The sequence below is a fragment of the Bacillus haynesii genome (genome assembly GCF_014042035.1).
Lineage (GTDB): Bacteria > Bacillota > Bacilli > Bacillales > Bacillaceae > Bacillus > Bacillus haynesii.
Genome location: NZ_CP059494.1, coordinates 1590091 through 1606945 on the forward strand (window position 1 = coordinate 1590091; position 16855 = coordinate 1606945).

The window sequence follows — 16855 nt, forward strand, 5'->3', positions numbered from 1 at the left end:
TGGATTATTCGCCGGGACCGCTCGGCGGATATTCTTGTTTATTCGTTTGGTCAGAAGGCTTTTTCTCCTTTTGGTAAGGAGGTGTTTTAGAGCTCTCTTGATTTGAACCGGAACCGCTTTTCGGCGTTCCTTCCTCCGTCCGCTGACCGTCTTTGTCATTATGGTTATGTTCCTGAGGGTTTTGGGTATTAGGGGATTTTGACTCCTTTTCTTTTTCCATTTCTTGATCAGATTGAGACTGATCTTGATCTGAAGGTTTTTCGCCGTCCGGATGATCTTCCGTATCTGATTCTTCATCATCCGTATGTTGTTCCGGCTGATCTTCTTCTTTCACAGCTTTCTCCTTTTCTCCTGTGTTTTCTTCCTGCTGTTGATCATCTTTCTTATCTTTATTGTCATCATCTTTGTTTTTGTCTTCTAATTCATCTTTGTGGGAGCGGATATAACGGCCTGTTGAAATGCCTTCTTTTTGGGCTTTTGCACGCGTATCAAGGTCTGATTCCACCGCTTCCATCTTATAATTCTGCTGCTCGTATTTTTTCGCTACATCATCGATTTCACTTTTTACTGTCGCCTTATACGTGTCATCTTCATTGTTTTCGTATACTGTGGCGATAAGCACTTCTTTAGATTCGGTGACATAACCGCTCTTGTCGCTGTCTTCGACAATTTCACTGATCACTTCTTTAAAGTCAGACTTTTCCCAATTTTTTATACTATCCATTAAGTCCTTCCCATCCTCGTTCAGCGGCACCAAATCGATAACTTCACAGTTTTTGTTGAGCGTCAATTCAAAGCTTGGGTTGATATCGATCGTCATGTAGGCGTATGCTTTATTGTTTAAAACATCAGGGATGATCATGAAAGCGAGCAGCATGATCGCCGCGATTGAAAAAACGCCGGCTTTCAGCGGACGGAGCGCAAGCAGGTCAAAAAAGCCCGCACGCCTCCTCGACATTCTCGTCTCCGCGGGAAAAGCAATTTCCTGACCGATTTCATAATCTTCCTCTGTGCTCTTTGCTTTTAAAAATTGTCCGTCAGGGGTTAGCAATGTGACGAATTTTTTATTTTTTTCTACAATAATTCCTCTTCTCATGAATTGAGCACCCCTTTTAGATAATCTTTAAGGTAAACATAATCGCCCGTTATAATGATCGCCATAGCAATGATATATTTGCGGTTTCTCTCTACGGTTTTTCTGCTGACTGCCACCAGCTTCTCAAGCTGTTTGACGGGAAGCTGCTTCTTTTCAAACAAGATCTTTTTTAATTCTTCATGTTCGACTAGCGTATATGCCACTTTGATGGCGTTTTGCCTTGCATCCGTATGTTTCGGGGAATGCTCCAGCAAATCGGAAAAAGACAGGCCAAAACTTTTAAGCCTTTCTTTAAAATGGAGAATCTCCTCCCGCCTTTGCTCCTGTTCGAGCATGCGGTTGAATTCATGAATGGAAAGCTCCGCTTCAATCATGCTTTGGGAGGATTCCTGTTCTTCTCCTTCTTGCATGTCCATATAGATATTCTGGGCATTTCTCGCTTCTTTTCTGATATAATCAATGACTTTGCGCTTAATGATCAGCTCTGCAAATGCCAGCAGAGAATTTCCTTTATCTGAAGAATATTTTTCAATGGCTTCATTGAATGCAATCAAGCCGATGCTGAATTCATCATCTTTTTCATCTATATATCGTTTGCACACGGATGAAACCGTTTTAGCCACAAAAGGCTTATACTGATCGATAAGCTCGTTTTGCAACTGCTGATTTCCTTTTTGTATGCTTATTACAGACTCTTCTAATGTTTGTTTCTTTTTTCCTGTCTTAAACAAAAGGCTAAGCACTGGTTTCACCTCAGTTCCTCCCTATACTACTCATTAATGATAGCTAATTTGATAGGGATTCGCAAAGGAGAAAACGCGGTATTCATTTCTAATTTTTCAATTGTGACAGTCATTTGTTTGATCTCCTAGAACAATTCGTGATCTGTTTGACGATTAAGGGGGTTTTCCCGCCGTTTTTGTAACATGCCTGTTAATAAAATGAAATCTTATTTCGGTTGATCTAGGGCAATCTTCCCCGTCGCTTCCTCGTGCGGGCAAACAAAAAAGACCGCCGGTAAGACCCGGCAGTCTGGTGAAGGCTGTTTACTCCTCTGCAGCTTTATTCTCGTGTTTGTTCGGATTTGTCATAAACCATCCCCCGAGCGCAATGGCAATCAGCACCGCCCAGAAGATGAACTTCCAAGTACCTGAATGAATAAAATGTTCAGAGACGATGTTGATTTGCGGGTGTGCGAGCGTATAGAGCGTCAGTTTCACACCAACCCAGCCGACAATCAGAAAAGCAGCCGTTTCCAGGCTCGGACGTTTCTTTAACAAGTTCACAAATTGACTTGCAGCAAAACGCATAATAATCAGTCCGATGATCCCGCCGGCTAAAATCACCATGAACTGTCCGCCGTCAAGTCCGCCGATTTGCGGCAGGTTCGTTGTCGGAAGTGTGACAGCCAGCGCAACCGCCGCCAAAATCGAGTCGACGGCAAACGCGATGTCTGCCAGCTCAACTTTGATAACTGTCGGCCAAAAACCGCTTTGCTTCGTCTCTTTCACTTTGTCGTCCTTTTTGAAAACGTGGGTTTTCAAAATATGATGGACGGAAATGTAAAGCAGATAAACGGCGCCGATCGCCTGCACCTGCCAGACGTTGACAAGGAAAGAGATCGCAAACAAAGCGCCGAACCTCATCACAAACGCGCCGGCCAACCCGTAGAAGAGCGCTTTTTTTCTGTCTTTTTCAGGCAAGTGTTTAACCATGACCGCCATGACTAGGGCATTGTCCGCGGCCAAAATGCCTTCGAGCCCGACTAAGATGAGAAGAACCCAACCATATTCAAGTAATAATGCTGCATCCATTTTGTAATTCCTCCTAAGTGATTGTCTCTTTCTCTTATTCCCGCTAATGCGGCAGGGTATTTTCAGAAAACAAAAAAGACCTCTGCCAACATTAGGCAAAGGTCTTGCTAGACATGGTTATCATTGATTAAAACATGCCAACAAAGCCGATGGATGAACATCCATGAACTGACGACTTTGTTTCCGGTTTAACATCCGGACGCTACTCCCCTTTGGGATAAAAGAAAATATTGAATTATAAGATAATATTAACCTCATATGCGCCCGGCTGTCAATCCTTATTTTTATTTAAAAAGGCTGAAACGTTTTGCGATTTGATTTTGTTCCGCCTGCCTTTCATCCAAAGGTAAAGAACGAACAAAACGATGAATCCGATGCCGACCGGAAGAAGGTATCCGTCCAATAAGCTGCCGACCTTACTCCAGTTTTCGCCGAGGTAAAAGCCTAAATAGACATAGACGAACGTAATCGGCGTGATCGCAAGGAATGTATAAATACAAAATACCCACACATTCATTTTAGCGAGTCCGCACGGAATGGAAATCAGCGTTCTGATTCCCGGTATAAAACGGCCGCTGAATGCGACAAACCCGCCGTGCTTTTCAAAAAACCTGTCCGATTTTTCGAGCGCTTCAGGCTTGATGAAGAAGTATTTGCCGTAGCGCTCCAAAAACGGCCGCCCCCCGTACCTCCCGAGCCAGTAAAGCGTCAGCGGGCCTGCAACACCGCCCAGTGAACCTGCTGCAACGACCCCGATCAGCGACATATCGCCTTGATACACCCAGTATCCGGCAAGCGGAAGAACGATTTCAGCCGGCACGAATTCGATACACAGCGCCAGAAAAATACCTAAATACGAGAGGCTTTTAAACGCCTCAGCCATTGATAAGATAAACTCTTCGATATCGACCACAACCTTTGACGATTGATAATTTCAAGTTCTAAAGAACGTACAAAAATGATTTTAACACAAATCGGGAAAATTGAAGAGCAAAACGGGAAGTCCTCCTTAAAAAGAACAGGAGGATATCATTTTTTATTGGCGAATTTCATTATGTATAGTATAATTCACGAATTATACCGGGTTTAGCGCTATTGCCGCTTTTTTTATGTCAACGGTTAAGAGTACGGCAGTCTAGCCTTTCAATACAGTATAGAAATTTAGACTTTTCATCATAAGTACAAAAAGGCGGAGAAGAAAGTGACAGAAGTTTTTGGTGAATATAATGGATGGTTCGTCCTATTATCCTATATCACTGCGGTTTTGGCAGCTTACACAGCCCTTGATTTATCTGAACGGGTCGTACATACAAAAGGCAGGAAAAATATAGGATGGCTTTTGGCCGGTTCCCTCACGATGGGGCTTGGCATCTGGTCTATGCACTTTATCGGGATGGTGTCATTTCAGACAGCCGAAGAAATGAAATACGATTTGAGATTTGTCTTGTTTTCGATTGTTGCCGCTTTCGCAGGCTCGCTCATTTCATTTTATGTTGTGAATGGAAAAAAACCGACGAATGCAAGACTGGCGGCCGGCTCCCTTGCAATGGGAAGCGCGATTGCATCCATGCATTTTATTGGGATGGAGGCGATGGAGAATATGACAATCGTCTATCATCCCGTTCTTTATGCCGCCTCTTTTGCAATCGCCATTTTTGCCTCCTTCGCTGCCTTAAAACTGTCAGTTGTATTCGCCAAAAAAACCGGCTCCTTTCGGATATTGTTCATTAAAATCGGAAGCGCGCTTTTAATGGGCGGCGCGATTTCCGGCATGCACTATACCGGAATGGCAGCTGCTACGCTTTTCATGGCTGACGGCCGTGACACAGGCCATGAAGGAATCGATACAGTTGAACTGGGCATCATGATCGTGCTTGTCAGCCTGATGCTTCAATGCTTCTTGATTTTCGGAGCCTTCACTGACAAGCGTCTGCTCCTTCATATCGAAAAAATTAAAGATAATGAGGAACGATTCCAGTCCTTGATCAACCACAATATTGATCCAATCTACGTTTTTTCGCTTGAAGGCAAGATGCTTTCCGCCAATTCATCGGGATACAGCCTTCTTGAAAAAATGGGAATTGAGCATGAGCGCCTGTCATCCGTTTTTCAGCAGGAGGACCATGACAGGCTGCTCGGCTGGTTTCTTCAAGTCCAAAATGAAAAACAGGCCATCAACCGCGATACGGAAATCGTGACAGCTGAAAAGCGTTATGATTTAAATGTGACGCTGATACCGGTTTACGTCAGAAAGCAGCTCGACAGCATTTATGTCATTTGCAAAGATATGACAAACCAGCGTGAAGCAGAACGCAAAATCCATAGAATGGCCCACTATGACGCGTTGACAGATTTGCCAAACAGACGGTATGCAGTCGACCATCTGGCAAATGTTCTAAAGCGGCAGGAAACGGGGACGGCCGTGTTGTTTTTGGATTTAAACCGTTTCAAAGTGTTTAATGATGCCCTTGGCCACGACGTCGGGGACCTGCTGCTGGTGGCGGCAGCACAGCGTTTGGCTTACTGTGTGCCCGATCAAGGCTTCATCGCCCGGCTGGGCGGTGATGAATTTATCATTGTCACTCCTTTACAAGGGACAGATCAGCTGACCAGGCAATTGATCAGTCAGTTTGAAACGCCTTTTCACATTAAAGAGCACCGCCTCAAAACATCCGTCAGTATCGGAATCGCCGTTTCTCCGGCCGATGGAACAGACGGTGATGAGCTGATGCGAAAAGCCGACATGGCCATGTACGCCGCAAAGCACAAGAGCAAAAGCAGATATCGGTACTTCTCGTCTTCCCTCGCCAGAAAGAACAGACCGTCATTGCAGGAGGAAACCGAGCTGAACTAAGCGCTTTCTCCAAGCAAATCACTGTACCGCCGCAAGCATCCGGGCTGAATTCCGGATGCTTTTTTTCGCTCTGTTATCCATAAGTTGCTATTCATGAAACAATCTGCAGAGAGGCATCAATAAAAGAAAAGGAGTTGAACCGAACCGATGCATACGATGTGGAAAGGCTCAATCAGCTTCGGCCTTGTCAATATCCCCATTAAACTGTTTGCAGCGACAGAGGATAAGGATATTAAATTAAGGTCGCTTCATAAAGAATGCCGCGCCCCTATTCAATATGAAAAAAAGTGCACAAACTGCCATCAGGAAATCGCGCCCGACGACATCGTCAAAGGCTACGAATATGTTAAAGGCAAATACGTCGTCTTATCGGACGATGAGCTGAAACAGCTCAAAGAAGAGCAGGAAGAAAAGGCCGTCGAAATTGTTGATTTTGTGCAACTAAAGGAAATCGATCCCATCTATTTCAACCGTTCATATTTCGTCGGACCGGGAGATAACGGTGTAAAAGCGTACTCACTTTTGCGCGAAGCGCTCAGAAAAACAGAAAAGATCGGAATCGCCCATATGACCATCCGCTCAAAAAAACAGCTCGCTATTCTTCGCGTCTACGAAAACTGCATTTTAATGGAGTCCATCCACTACCCTGATGAAGTCCGAAACGCAGCCCACGTACCCGGTGTTCCGGAAGAAACCGCGGTCAACGAAAAAGAGCTGCAAACCGCGATTTCACTAATAGACGAGCTGACGACAACATTTGCGCCTGAACAATATGAAGATACGTACAGAATCGCGCTGATGGATAAAATCAAAGAGAAAATCGACCAAAATGAAGGTGTCACGCCAAATGCTGGGGCCGCCGCTCCGCGCGAGGATGTCATCGATCTCGTGAGCGCTCTCCAAGCCAGCATCGAACGGACAAAAACGCCTGACCGGGAAGCAGCAAAAGCGCCTGTTGCAAAAGGAACCGGTGAGAAAAAGAAAAAAACGTCGCGCAAAAAAGCTTCAGAGGCAAAATAAAAAATGGGAATCACGATGCAGCCCGTATTGACTACATCCGCTCCCACAGGCGGCAATTGGCGGTATGAAGCCAAATATGACGGGTATCGAGGACTTTTAAAGATTTCGCAGTCCGGCGAAGTTTCGCTGATCAGCAGAAACACGCAGCCGCTCGAAAACACCTTTCCGGAAATTACGGAATTTGCAAAAAGTATGATCGAAAATCTCAAAGAACACTTGCCGATCATGATTGACGGGGAAATTGTGTCGTTGACAAACCGTTTTCGTTCCCGGTTTGAATACGTCCAAAAAAGGGGGCTAAGCAAAAAGGCCGAGTTAATTGAACAAGCTTCCGCGAAGAAACCGTGCCAGTACTTGGCTTTTGATTTATTGGTCTTTAAAGGAGAAAGTTTAACCTCGCTCCCCTATACCGAACGAAAACGCATGCTTTCCGACCTGATGAAAGAGCTCGGCTTGCCGATGGCTCCCGATCCGATGGCTCATGCACGAATTCAATACATCCCTGACACTTCTGATTTCCACGCCCTTTGGAATGCTGTTAAAAGGTTTGACGGCGAGGGAATTGTCGCGAAGAAAAAAGACAGCCGCTGGGCTGAAAATAAAAAATCGGCTGAATGGCTCAAGCTCAAAAACTACAAAAAAGCTGCTGTATTTATGACAGGCTATAACATGGCAAACCGTTATTTGACAATCGCCGTCTATGACCGCGGTCAAATCAAAGAAGTCGGTTCGGTTTCCCACGGACTCGGAGAACAGGAAAGAAACGCCATTCTTTCGATCGTCAAGCAATACGGAACCGAAACAAAGCCCGGCGAATATACCATTGATCCGTCGATTTGCATGACGGTTCATTATTTAACGATTCATTACGGGACATTGCGCGAGGTGTCGTTTGTTTCATTTGAATTAGACATGGCATGGGAAGATTGTACTTACAAGCGGCTGCTGCTGCATTCAAGAAACGTCCATCCCGACTTGCAGCTGACAAGCCTTGATAAAGTCATCTTTCCTAAAAGCAATAAAACAAAAGCGGATTACATCGGATATCTGAATGAAATCGGCGATTTTCTGCTTCCGTTTCTCGACAATCGGGCCCTTACCGTTATCCGTTATCCACACGGTTCCGGCGGAGAATCTTTTTTCCAAAAAAACAAGCCCGACTACGCACCCGAATTTATCACGTCCATTCGGGATGATGAGCACGAGCATATCATCTGCAGCGATTATTCGGTTCTGCTGTGGCTTGCCAACCAGCTTGCGCTGGAGTTCCATATCCCTTTTCAAACGGCCGATACGGCCCATCCGACCGAAATCGTTTTCGATCTTGATCCGCCTTCAAAGTCGGAGTTTCCGCTGGCCGTCAGAGCCGCGGAAGAGCTGTACCGTTTATTTGATCAGCTCGGCCTCTCATCATTTCCAAAGCTGTCGGGAAATAAAGGGATACAAATCTATATTCCGATTTCAAAAAACGCCTTTACTTATGAAGAAACCCGCCTTTTCACAAGCTTTGCGGCTTCTTATTGTGTCTCGCTTTTTCCCGATCTGTTCACAACCGAACGCCTGATTAAAAACAGGGGAGGAAAACTCTATATTGACTATGTGCAGCATGCTCCGGGAAAAACGATCATCTGTCCGTATTCCACAAGAGGCAATGAGCTTGGCACAGTAGCCGCACCGCTGTTTTGGGATGAAGTCCATTCAGACTTGTCACCCTCTAATTTTACGATGGAGGCTGTCGTCAAACGCACAAAGGAACTCGGATGCCCTTTCGAAAGCTTCTTCAGACAGCCCCAAGACAAACAGATCAAAGCTATTCTCGATCACTTAAAAGAAAATGACCGTTCGGAAAACTGACTTTTTCAGCGAAACAATAGGTGCTGGCTGTGGATTCCGGCTTTTTTCAGAAGGGCCATCAGCTGCTCCTGTTCCTCTTTTGTCAAGCCTGAAAAAGCCCGTGCAATTCTCAGGGAGTGGATCGGATAAATCTCATCGAGATATGCCTTTCCCTTCTCCGTCAAATTCGCATAGACAGACCGTTTATCTTTCGGGTCCTGCTCTCGTTTGATGAAACCGTTTTTTTCCAGTTTGTCGATCACATAGGTTACGTTCCCGCTTACAAGGAGCAGCCTCGAGCCGATTTGCTGCAGCTTTTGGGCTCCCCTCGTATACAAAAGCTCCAATACAGCAAATTCTGTAGGATTAAAGCCGTGTTCCTTGCTGTCCCGAATACTATGTTCTGAAACGCTTTTAAAAGCCCTGGCAAAAACCTTGTACAGCGACATAGCACGGTGAACTTCTTCCTCATTAAACGAAAGTCTCATATCATCTACCTCTTATACTATTTTCTTAAAATGAACCCGGGAAATGAAAACCCTTACAAATGTAGAAAAAGAAAGGGTCATGCTTTCCCATATTCTATATGTATATATTTTCGTTATCCGAAAGAAAACTCCTGCTTATTTTTTTTAAGATATTAAAAAGAAGCCCGTTTTTTTCAAAATGGCCGATTTTGAAAACGGGCTTTATTTTTCCGAAAAAAATAAAAATATTCATTTCTGAGTTCCGTAATCGTCATCCTCTGCAAAACATCCTGATTATACTCACCGAGTGAGTTCAGTTTTTTTAAATAGTGGTTTCTTTCCTTTTCCAAAGCGTTTTTTAACAATCTGCTCATGATCTTCTCCTTTCATTTTCGTTGATTGTATACTATAAGAATAGACCTTATTTATTAACCAGGCTTTAAGGGCTTGTAAAGTTTGCTTTCACTCCCCCTTCCGGATTTAAGAGGACTTTTGATAAAAGCCGTTCTGCACCGCTCTCAGCAGCGGAAACGCATCCTTGCCGGCAAGCTTCATTAATGTCTCGAGCAATTCGTCTCTCTTATTGTCTAAGGCAACGATTTCTTTGGCGAGTGAGATTGCTTTGTGTTCCTTCATCCAACGATTCCCCCTCATCAGTCTGTACCTACAGCATACAAAACACTTTTACCCATTGCATGGTTCCTGTAAACTTTTCTTCCGTGGTTTTTTAAAAAGTTTTTCAACAATGTTAGATTTTCTAACAGATGTCAGGTTTTTTCGCGCGTTTTCTTATATAATACAAAAAAAGTCATCTTAGGGGTGGGAAAATGACAGTCGAAGATCTTTCTTATAAAGATAAAAAAGTGATTTCAATTGGCATTGTCAGCGAGCTGACGGGTCTGTCGGTCAGGCAGATCCGCTATTACGAAGAACGCAAGCTGATCTATCCGCAGCGCTCTTCAAGAGGCACGCGCAAATATTCCTTCGCTGACGTCGAACGGCTGATGGAAATCGCAAACAAGCGGGAAGACGGTGTTCAGACGGCAGAAATCCTCAAAGATATGCGCAAAAAAGAACAGAGGCTGAAAAACGACCAGCAGCTCAGAAAGAAAATGCTCGAAGGACAGCTTAACGCTCATTTTAAATACAAAAACCGCTAAAAAAAACGAATCATTCCCTCCGGATGATTCGTCACCTGTTTTCCTACTGTTTCGTTTCCTTTATGTATCCAATGAAATCAATCATAACGCCTTTATCTGGATCATTGCGTATCCGAAACGCGATCGTTCCGGGCTGACCGGTATTTTCCATCTTATAAGCGGCATGAAACACATGGATGCTCGCTTCAGAAATTTGAAAATCATCAGCATGAAGCCCGGAAATTCCCCATTTCTGTTTGTCTTTCAGGATTGTTTCCGGAGAAGGGTTTGCGCCCTCCACGTACAACCGCTTCATCTTTGATAAATCATCGTCCAATATTGCCTCAAGCATATTCTCAACTGCGACGAGCCGCCTGTCCTTTCCTTCATCTTCATTCTGACAGCCGGCAACAATCATTGCAACGGCTAAACAAATCAGCACAGCTGCAATCCTTCTCATACCAATCCCCCCTGATCTCTGCCTAAAATATAAAGGCTTTTACGAATTCTGGCAAGCAAAAAACCCTCCCTAAAAAAGGAGGGCTGCTGCTTACAGCGAATGAATGAATGCAGTTGCAATGCCGAAGTAGATCAACAGTGACAAAATGTCATTTAATGTTGTGATCAGCGGACCTGATGCAATCGCAGGGTCGACGTTGCACTTGTGAAGGATGATCGGGACGATCGTTCCCGCCATCGTTCCGATGATCAGCGTGGCAAAGAGCGAAGTCCCTACCACAAATCCGAGCAGCAGATTCCCCTGCCATACAATCGCGATTCCTGTAATCACGACCGCACACACAATACCGATAATAATGCCGGCCTTGAGCTCCCGGAAAATCAAGCGGAAAATCGTTTTTTTATTGAGCTCTTCTTTTGACAGCCCTCTGATAACGACAGCGAGGGACTGTGTTCCGGTGTTACCCGTCATTCCTGCGATCATCGGCATAAAAAAGGCCAATGCGACAACCTGCTGCAGCGTGTCTTCAAAATAGCTCATGATGCTGCCTGAGATCAAACCGATGAACAGAAGCAAAATCAGCCACGGCAGACGTCGATATGCAGCGACATACGATTTTGTATCAAACGTGATCGCTTTACCTGATGCAGCAAATTTTTCGTAGTCTTCATTTGCTTCTTGGATGACGATGTCAATAATGTCATCGACCGTTACGATCCCGACAAGCTCATGGTTTTTTTCTACAACGGGAATCGCCAGAAAGTCGTACCGCTCAATGAGCCTTGCGACTTCTTCCTGATCTTGAAGAGCGTCCGCCGATATGACCCTTGTAAACATTAATTCCTGTACCTTCTCATCGGGTTCTGCCAAAATGAGATCCCGGTATGAGATAACCCCGACAAGCTGCTTTTGTTCATTGATTACGTATAAATAGTTGATGGACTCTGCGATTTCCGCAAAGCTTTTCAGCTTGACGACCGCTTCTTTTACAGTGTAATGCTGCGGAATCCAGACATAGCGGTTTGTCATGATTCTTCCCGCTGTTTCAGGCGGGTAGTTCATCAGAACGCGGACCGCTTCAGATTCTTCCGCTTCCATGCTGGAAAGAAGCTGGTCTTTCAGCTCTGAGTCCATTTCTTCAAAGAGCGCGGCAAGGTCGTCGTTGTCCATTTTATTCATCACATGGATCGCCTTTTCCTTGCCGACCTTGTTCAGAACGACAAGCTGCTCTTCTCTGTCAAGTTCGCCCATGAGATCGGTAATGTCTTCAACCGTTAAAAAAGACAGATACCGGCCGCGATGCTTTTCGGGCATTTCCTTAAACAGAATCGCCATATCATAAGGCTGCAGTTCCTCTAAAACGTTTTGAAACTCTTTTCGTTTTCCGTCTCTCAGTAAAATAATAATGCGTAAAATCAGTTCATCATATGTCATGTTTTTTACCATGGCAATCTGTACCTCCCTTTTCAGGAGATCCTTATATCACCATAGCAAAAGGGGTGAAGTATAAGGATCTCCTCATCAATCAATGTGTGATGCTGTAAAATATTTCTCGTATGTTTAAACCGCCTCGAATGGGGAGAATCCATACTTCCACCTCCTTGATTAATACGGAAAGTTCACTTTCCTCAAAAAATAAAAAAACACCTATTCATCGAAATGAAGGTGTTAAAAGCCATACAAAATAAAACCCTAACGCCTTCCATCGTAGAGCTTTAGCACTGTATGGCATAGGCAGCATGCCAGCTGCATTAAAAATCACCTTAGATCGATGATTTCTGTTGACCCATTGGCGTCTTTGGACATTTTTGGGCAGCAGCGTATCTCCATACAGGAGCCTCACCTAACGAAGAGCTGTATTTACCGGACACAATGAGATTACAGAAAAAAAGGATAACTGTCAATAAGAAAAGCAACTTTCATGCTCTCTATTATGTGTTGATACCCTTTTTCGTCAAAATTAAACCAGCTCTTTCGCCGAGGTGCCGAGCTCCGTTCTTATTTTTCGCTTTCCTGTTCAAGGTCGTCCTTTGACAGCAGGTGATAGTTTTCGTGCAGCAAAAGCGCGTATTCTCCTTCATATTTTGGATGCGGCACAAACTCCGCCTGCTCGATTGATAATTCGTCTCTTTTTTCATCTTCATGTTCTTTCATCATGTATCAACTCCTTTTTTTTAATAGGATATCCTTTTGCCGGGATAATATGATGAAGCGAAATCTCATATATCTAGTGATTCTCTCGCCCTTTCACCGCTTTCACAGGTCTTTTCGCTTACAATTCCAGCATTGTTCGCAGTTATTCGACTTTTCTCCTCTATTATCTATATTTTTTAACTTTTCATAAAATTCATACAAATGAACCTTTTTTTAACAAAGTGAATGTTTTACAATAAAATCACGCACCTTGTAACCCATCTAAAGCAGCATATAACAAGGAGGGCTTTGAAATGCAAATGCGATTAATTCCTTATGTCACTGACACAAAGCTGATGGACGTGAACGAACTGCCGGAAGGAATCGATGCGATTAAGGCACCGGAGCTGTGGTCACAAGGTTTTAAAGGAAAAGATATCACTGTCGCAGTGCTTGATACAGGCTGTGATGCAACCCATCCAGATTTGGCAGACCGAATCATCGGAGGCAGAAACTTTACTGATGATGACAACGGAAAAGAAGATCAATTTCATGATTATAATGGACATGGCACCCATGTGGCGGGTACGATTGCCGCAAACGATCAAAACGGAGGCATTTCCGGCGTAGCACCCGAAGCGAACCTATTAATCGTCAAGGTGCTCGGCGGTGAAGACGGCAGCGGGGATTATGAATGGATCATCAACGGGATTAACTACGCCGTCGAGCAAAAAGCCGATATCATTTCAATGTCGCTCGGCGGTCCTGCCGACGTTCCGGAATTGAAAGAAGCGGTGACAAACGCCGTGAAAAGCGGAGTGCTTGTCGTCTGCGCCGCAGGAAACGAAGGCGACGGCAATGACCGTACAGAGGAGTACTCATACCCGGCTGCATACAACGAAGTCATCGCTGTCGGGTCCGTGTCATTGACACGGGAGTCTTCCGAATTCTCAAACGCGAACAAAGAAATTGACCTCGTTGCACCTGGAGAAGAAATCCTCTCTACATTGCCTGATCATCAATACGGAAAGCTGACGGGAACATCGATGGCTACACCGCACGTCAGCGGCGCGCTCGCTCTCATCAAGTCAGCTGAAGAAGAGGCGTTTAAACGGAAACTGACAGAACCCGAACTGTATGCTCAGTTAATCCGCCGCACGCTTCCTCTTGATTACTCAAAAGCGCTGATCGGCAACGGATTCTTATATTTATCAGCGCCGGAGGTACTGGCGGAAAAAGCCGGCGAAGCAAAACTTCTTTCCCTTTAACAGCCTAAAGGAGGCTGCCGACAATGTCGGCGGCTTTTTTCATGGCCTTGCATAAGGCTGAATCTTTTTAATTGCAAGAATTCAAAAATTATTTTGACTAAAAGATCGTGGCGGTATATAATCTACTAAACAATTTCATCGCCGGGAACATGGTAATCTAACGAGGTTAGATTTTAAAAGGGAAGTTTGGTGAAAATCCAACGCGGTCCCGCCACTGTGAATGAGGAGGTTATTTCATAAAACCCACTGTTTCTATATGGGAAGGGGGAAATAACCGTCGATTCATGAGCCAGGAGACCTGCCTGTTCTGACGCACCAAAAACCTACGGTCGATAGGAGGTGTTCGAGTTGACGTAACAATCGCTACGTTTATTTCTCGTTCGCAAAATGCTGTTTTCAGGCATTCACCTTCTCATTGTCCGAAGTGTGAGTGTCTTTTTTTATTGAACACTAAAAGGAGGAGACCAGAAATGACTAATGTAAAAACGAGCAGCTTGGGTTTTCCAAGAATCGGCTTGAACAGAGAATGGAAAAAATCGCTTGAGGCTTATTGGAAAGGAAACACTGACCGTGAGACCTTTTTAAAAGAAATGGACGATCAATTTTTAGCAGCGCTCCAGACTCAGCTTGATCAGCAAATCGATATCATACCGGTTTCCGACTTTACCCTGTACGACCACGTTCTTGACACGGCGGTGATGTTCAACTGGATTCCAAAAAGATTCAAGGATGTAAATGATCCTTTAGATACTTATTTCGCAATGGCGAGAGGCACGAAAGATGCTGTATCGTGTGAAATGACAAAATGGTTTAACACAAACTATCATTACATTGTGCCTGAATATGAAAAAGGCGCACAATACCGTGTGACAAGAAACAAACCGCTTGAAGATTACAAAAGAGCAAAAGCAGCATTGGGAACAGAAACAAAGCCCGTCATACTCGGCCTTTACACTTTCGTAGCCCTTGCAAAAGGCTATGAACAACAAGACATCAAAGATATTTATAACCAACTGACACCTCTTTACATCCAGGTTCTGAAAGAGCTTGAGCAGGAAGGCGTCAAATGGGTGCAAATTGACGAACCTGCTCTTGTGACGGCTTCACATGAAGAAGCGGCTGCTGTCAAAGAAATCTATCAGACGATGACAGAGGAAGTCCCTGGACTGAATATCCTTCTGCAAACCTATTTTGACTCGATTGATGCTTATGAAGAGCTGATATCGTTTCCTGTCGCCGGAATTGGGCTTGATTTTGTTCATGATAAAGGGAAAAACTTCGAACATCTAAAAACACACGGTTTTCCTAAAGACAAAGTCCTTGCCGCCGGCATTTTAGACGGACGCAACATTTGGAAAGCCAATCTCGAAGAGCGCCTGGACCTGACACATGAGCTGATCCAGAGAGCGGGTGTTGACGAAGTCTGGATTCAGCCTTCAAACAGCCTGCTTCACGTCCCTGTCGCAAAACACCCTGGCGAACATCTTGCCGATGATCTCTTGAACGGTTTATCTTTTGCAAAAGAAAAGCTTCTGGAGCTTACACTGCTGAAGAACGGACTTGTTTCCGGAAAAGCGGCCATCCAAGCGGAAATCGATGAAGCTCACAGACACCTTCAAGCTCTCAAACAGTACGGTGCAGCCACAAATTCGGCCTTTGCCGAAGAAAGAGACAAGCTGACTGAGGAAGACTTTAAACGCCCGACAGCTTTTGAAGAAAGACTGCGGATTCAAAATGAATCTCTCGGACTTCCCCTATTGCCGACAACAACGATCGGCAGTTTCCCACAGACGGCGGAAGTGCGGAGCGCGCGGCAAAAATGGCGGAAAAAAGAATGGTCCGACGAGCAGTATGAAGCATTTATTCAGGAAGAAACAAAGAAATGGATTGATATTCAGGAAGAGCTCGGACTTGACGTTCTCGTTCACGGAGAATTCGAACGGACAGACATGGTTGAGTATTTCGGCGAAAAGCTCGGAGGATTCGCCTTTACTAAATACGCCTGGGTTCAGTCCTACGGTTCCCGCTGCGTCCGGCCGCCGGTCATCTACGGAGATGTCGAGTTTAAAGAGCCGATGACGGTAAAAGAAACAGTTTATGCCCAATCCTTGACCTCGAAGAAAGTCAAGGGCATGCTGACAGGGCCTGTTACCATTTTAAACTGGTCCTTTGCCCGCTATGACCTGCCGAGAAAAGAGATTGCCTTCCAAATCGCCTGTGCCCTCCGTAAAGAGGTTGAGGCGCTTGAAAAAGCAGGCATTCGAATCATTCAGGTCGATGAACCTGCCTTGAGAGAAGGCCTGCCGCTTAAAGAACGGGATTGGGACGAGTATCTCAAATGGGCTGCCGAAGCGTTCAGACTGTCCACTTCATCCGTGGAAGATACGACGCAAATCCATACGCATATGTGCTACAGCAACTTTGAAGATATCGTAGACGCGATCGAAGATCTTGACGCAGACGTCATTACGATTGAGCACAGCAGAAGCCACGGCGGATTCCTTGATTATCTGGAACAGCACCCTTACCTGAAAGGGCTCGGGCTTGGCGTATATGATATTCACAGCCCTCGCGTCCCTTCCAGCGATGAAATGCTCACGATCATAGAAGACGCGCTGAAAGTCTGCCCGGCTGATCGCTTCTGGGTCAACCCTGACTGCGGTTTAAAAACGAGACAGCCTGAAGAAACGATCGCAGCGCTTAAAAATATGGTTGAAGCAGCCAAACAAGCAAGAGGCAAACTGGCTCAGACTGTTTAATTTCACAAAAAA

General features: G+C 44.9%; 15 protein-coding genes and 2 riboswitches. Of the genes, 6 read left to right on the top strand and 9 right to left on the bottom strand.

Going from position 1 to position 16855, the window contains the following annotated elements:
* Positions 1-4: 4 nt before the first annotated feature.
* The 4 genes from H2R00_RS07840 to H2R00_RS07855 all read right to left on the bottom strand — a co-directional run bounded on the left by H2R00_RS07840 (position 5) and on the right by H2R00_RS07855 (position 3793).
* Complete coding sequence (locus tag H2R00_RS07840; protein WP_182070782.1) at positions 5-1096, bottom strand: anti-sigma factor domain-containing protein; 1092 nt, start codon at positions 1094-1096, stop codon at positions 5-7.
* Positions 1093-1848 (bottom strand): RNA polymerase sigma factor SigI, encoded by a 756-nt coding sequence (gene sigI, locus H2R00_RS07845; RefSeq protein ID WP_154997281.1) that lies wholly within the window; start codon positions 1846-1848, stop codon positions 1093-1095. The genes H2R00_RS07840 and sigI overlap by 4 nt, the downstream gene beginning before the upstream one ends.
* Positions 1849-2142: 294 nt before the next feature.
* Positions 2143-2910 (bottom strand): TerC family protein, encoded by a 768-nt coding sequence (locus H2R00_RS07850; protein WP_154997279.1) that lies wholly within the window; start codon positions 2908-2910, stop codon positions 2143-2145.
* Positions 2911-3181: 271 nt separating this feature from the next.
* Positions 3182-3793 carry a DedA family protein gene (locus tag H2R00_RS07855; protein WP_412095688.1) on the bottom strand — a complete coding sequence of 204 codons (612 nt, stop codon included), beginning with the start codon at positions 3791-3793 and terminating at the stop codon, positions 3182-3184.
* 318 nt (positions 3794-4111) lie between these two features.
* On the opposite strand from H2R00_RS07855, the gene H2R00_RS07860 reads away from it, so the two are divergent.
* The 3 genes from H2R00_RS07860 to H2R00_RS07870 all read left to right on the top strand — a co-directional run bounded on the left by H2R00_RS07860 (position 4112) and on the right by H2R00_RS07870 (position 8638).
* A complete protein-coding gene (locus tag H2R00_RS07860) occupies positions 4112-5764 on the top strand; it encodes a diguanylate cyclase domain-containing protein (protein ID WP_154997275.1) in 1653 nt (550 codons plus the stop codon).
* Between the two features lie 147 nt (positions 5765-5911).
* On the top strand, positions 5912-6784 hold the full coding sequence (gene ku, locus H2R00_RS07865) for a non-homologous end joining protein Ku (protein WP_154997273.1): 873 nt from the start codon (positions 5912-5914) through the stop codon (positions 6782-6784).
* Between the two features lie 3 nt (positions 6785-6787).
* Complete coding sequence (locus H2R00_RS07870) at positions 6788-8638, top strand: DNA ligase D (RefSeq protein ID WP_182070784.1); 1851 nt, start codon at positions 6788-6790, stop codon at positions 8636-8638.
* Between the two features lie 5 nt (positions 8639-8643).
* Here H2R00_RS07870 and H2R00_RS07875 read toward each other — a convergent pair whose 3' ends face one another.
* The gene (locus tag H2R00_RS07875) at positions 8644-9105 is read right to left on the bottom strand and encodes a MarR family winged helix-turn-helix transcriptional regulator (RefSeq protein WP_020451117.1); all 462 of its coding nucleotides are present in this window, start codon (positions 9103-9105) and stop codon (positions 8644-8646) included.
* Positions 9106-9564: 459 nt separating this feature from the next.
* Positions 9565-9720, bottom strand: coding sequence for a protein YkzB (locus H2R00_RS07885; protein WP_154997268.1), 156 nt, complete (start codon positions 9718-9720; stop codon positions 9565-9567).
* Positions 9721-9911: 191 nt separating this feature from the next.
* Between H2R00_RS07885 and H2R00_RS07890 the strand changes: the two genes are divergently transcribed.
* Positions 9912-10244, top strand: a complete 333-nt coding sequence (locus H2R00_RS07890) for a MerR family transcriptional regulator (RefSeq protein WP_020451114.1) — start codon at positions 9912-9914, stop codon at positions 10242-10244.
* Between the two features lie 43 nt (positions 10245-10287).
* On the opposite strand, the gene H2R00_RS07895 is transcribed toward H2R00_RS07890, so the two are convergent.
* The 3 genes from H2R00_RS07895 to H2R00_RS07905 all read right to left on the bottom strand — a co-directional run bounded on the left by H2R00_RS07895 (position 10288) and on the right by H2R00_RS07905 (position 12840).
* Positions 10288-10683: a hypothetical protein gene (locus H2R00_RS07895; protein WP_182070785.1), complete on the bottom strand. Its 396-nt coding sequence runs from the start codon at positions 10681-10683 to the stop codon at positions 10288-10290.
* Between the two features lie 90 nt (positions 10684-10773).
* A complete protein-coding gene (gene mgtE / locus H2R00_RS07900) occupies positions 10774-12129 on the bottom strand; it encodes a magnesium transporter (protein WP_154997263.1) in 1356 nt (451 codons plus the stop codon).
* 247 nt (positions 12130-12376) lie between these two features.
* Positions 12377-12541, bottom strand: a riboswitch (M-box (ykoK) riboswitch).
* Positions 12542-12681: 140 nt separating this feature from the next.
* Positions 12682-12840, bottom strand: coding sequence for a transcriptional regulator SplA domain-containing protein (locus H2R00_RS07905; protein ID WP_244958296.1), 159 nt, complete (start codon positions 12838-12840; stop codon positions 12682-12684).
* 290 nt (positions 12841-13130) lie between these two features.
* Here H2R00_RS07905 and H2R00_RS07910 point away from each other — a divergent pair, with 290 nt between their 5' ends.
* Together H2R00_RS07910 and metE are read left to right on the top strand one after the other, a co-directional pair.
* Complete coding sequence (locus tag H2R00_RS07910) at positions 13131-14084, top strand: S8 family peptidase (RefSeq protein WP_003181011.1); 954 nt, start codon at positions 13131-13133, stop codon at positions 14082-14084.
* Positions 14085-14215: 131 nt separating this feature from the next.
* A riboswitch (cobalamin riboswitch) is annotated at positions 14216-14404 on the top strand.
* A 150-nt stretch (positions 14405-14554) separates the two neighbouring features.
* Entirely contained in the window at positions 14555-16843 is a 2289-nt protein-coding gene (gene metE, locus H2R00_RS07915) for a 5-methyltetrahydropteroyltriglutamate--homocysteine S-methyltransferase (protein ID WP_154997260.1), read from the top strand.
* Positions 16844-16855 lie beyond the last annotated feature (12 nt).